We start from the raw sequence: 2606 nt of genomic DNA on the forward strand, positions 1-2606 counted from the left end.
TCTGATACTACCTCGCCTTTTTCTTTTTTTCTTACTATTATTTCAAAATCCATTTGATACCTGTATTGTTTTAGGTCAAAGGTTAGCACTTTTCCTATTTATACGCTATCTAATATTTATGCTTCCCAAAGTGAATAGACTAGCTATTTACAAAGCTTCTGGGAGTAAGTTGCCTGGAATAAAATTGAGGTGGGCCCTAAAAATCAGCACATCCATGTAAATGCCATGTAGCTTAATACTTATCCCAAATGATGCTACTATTAAATGAAATTGAAAATTTCTATGGTCAAGCGAGGCTTTAGTTAATCAGTTTTATGAGGTTCTCCAATTTCGATTAAAATATCGCCACTTAGTACGGTATCACCTTCTTTAAAATTAATTTTTTTAACTATTCCTTCTATTGGACTTATTAGTGTGTTTTCCATTTTCATTGCTTCTAAAATAACTAGAGATTGAGCCTTATTTATACTCTCACCCTCTTTTACTTTGATTTCTTTGATAAGTCCAGTAATACTGGCTACCAAATTATTTTGTTTGAAATCATAAGTTGGTTTTTTCATAAATTTATATAACTCTGCAGTTCTCGGAGATAGTAAGCGAGTTTTTACCTTTGAGCCCATAAAAGTTATACTGTAGTAATCCTTTTCTTTTTCGATTTGTAAGTTATAGTCCTTATCATTAATTTTGCACCAAAACAGTCGTCTGCCTGCTTCCCAATTACTAGTGATGTAGAATTTTCTATTTTCAAATGTTATCTTATATCCCCCCTCGTGGCTTCTAACTGTAACTGGATAATTTATGTCGTCTAATTTAGCAACCCATCTTGTTCCAATAGCCCTAGACATTCCCCTTTGTTGGCCACTAACATGAGCCATTCTTTTGATAGTGTTAATAAAAGCAAATATAGATGCACATAGTATTACTGAGCTTAATTCATCATTTAGCTCAGCTCCTGAAAAACCTTCTTTATATTCTTCTTCGATAAAATTGGTTGATATATTTCCTTCTATAAATTTTTCATTATTGAGAACAGCCTGCAGAAAACTTATATTATGTGATACTCCTCTGATGATGTATTCTCCAAGAGAATTTTTCATCAAATCAATTGTTTTAGCTCTACTTTCAGAATGAGTGCATAATTTGGCTATCATTGCGTCATAAAACATACTTACTTCCCCACCCTCGTATATGCCAGTGTCAAGTCGTATATTGTCATTTAATTTAGGTTCTTTATATCCAATAATTCTTCCAGTTGAAGGCAAGAATCCGCATGTTGCATCTTCTGCATAAATTCTAGATTCCATTGCCCACCCATTAAGCGAAATATCTTTTTGTTTAAACGGAAGTTTGTTACCTTCTGCTATTCTTATCATTTGTTCTACAATGTCTATGCCAGTAATTAATTCTGTTACGGCATGCTCAACCTGTAGCCTTGTATTCATCTCTAGGAAATAAAAATTTCCCTGTTGATCCACAATGTATTCAATCGTTCCAGCTGAGAAATATTGCACTTTTTTTGCTAATGCTACTGATTGAGCATACATCTTTTTTCTAATTTTAGGGGTAATAAATGGGCTTGGCGCTTCTTCTATTACTTTTTGATTATGCCTTTGAATTGAGCATTCTCTTTCACCCAAACATACAAAATTACCATGTTTGTCGGCTAAAATTTGTATTTCAATGTGCCTTGGCCTTATTATTAACTTTTCTATAAATGTCCTTGAATCTGAAAAATTATTTTGGGCTTCATTTTTAGTTGAGCGAAATGCTTGTTGCATTTCATCATCACTTCTTACAACCCTCATACCTTTTCCACCACCTCCAGCAGCAGCTTTTAACATTATTGGATATCCAATACTTTTTGCTATTTTAACAGCATGGCTTTCAGTCTTTATAGCTCCAATATAGCCTGGAATAATATTAACTCCAGCAGCTTTAGCCAATTTTTTAGCCTCAATTTTGTCTCCCATTTTCTTTATAGCAGTTGGGGATGGACCAATAAAATTTATTTCGGATTTTTCCATAAGTTTAGCAAAGTCAGCATTTTCTGATAAAAATCCATAACCTGGATGAACTGCATCCGCTCCTGAAATTTTTATTGCTTTCAAAATTGCCTCAATATTTAGATAACTTTGAGTTGCAGGAGATTTACCTATGTAAATTGCTTCATCGGCATATTTTATATGAAGCGAATTGTTGTCTGCATCAGAATATACTGCAACCGTTTTTATTCCTAATTTACTTGCTGTTTTAATTATCCTACAAGCAATTTCACTACGATTGGCAATAAGTATTTTCTTTATTTTATTCACGCAAAATTATACATAAATATAAAACATTACGGAAGCTAGCATAATATGTTGTTAAAATCAATCTAATGGTAAACAAAATAGACCTTGATTTGCTAAATTTTACACCCATCTCACATAACTTACATATATATATAAAGGCCGTTGCATAAATGCAAAGCAAGGAAGATATGCAATAAAGGAAGCATAAATATTAGATAGCGTTAAGCAACTTTTAGAATCAACTCATTGTCAATATTTGCTTCATAAAGATTCCACTCATTAGAGGACATAGTCGCTTTAATCTGCAAAACATTG

At 32.7% G+C, this 2606-nt stretch carries 1 protein-coding gene; it reads right to left on the reverse strand.

The genetic code is table 11. The features are described from left to right. Positions 1-302: 302 nt before the first annotated feature. Positions 303-2312: an acetyl-CoA carboxylase biotin carboxylase subunit gene (locus L8D11_RS04860; protein ID WP_236870545.1), complete on the reverse strand. Its 2010-nt coding sequence runs from the start codon at positions 2310-2312 to the stop codon at positions 303-305. Between the last annotated feature and the right edge of the window lie 294 nt (positions 2313-2606).

The sequence above is a fragment of the Candidatus Bandiella numerosa genome (assembly GCF_021811875.1).
In the GTDB taxonomy this organism is placed as follows: domain Bacteria; phylum Pseudomonadota; class Alphaproteobacteria; order Rickettsiales; family Midichloriaceae; genus Aquirickettsia; species Aquirickettsia numerosa_A.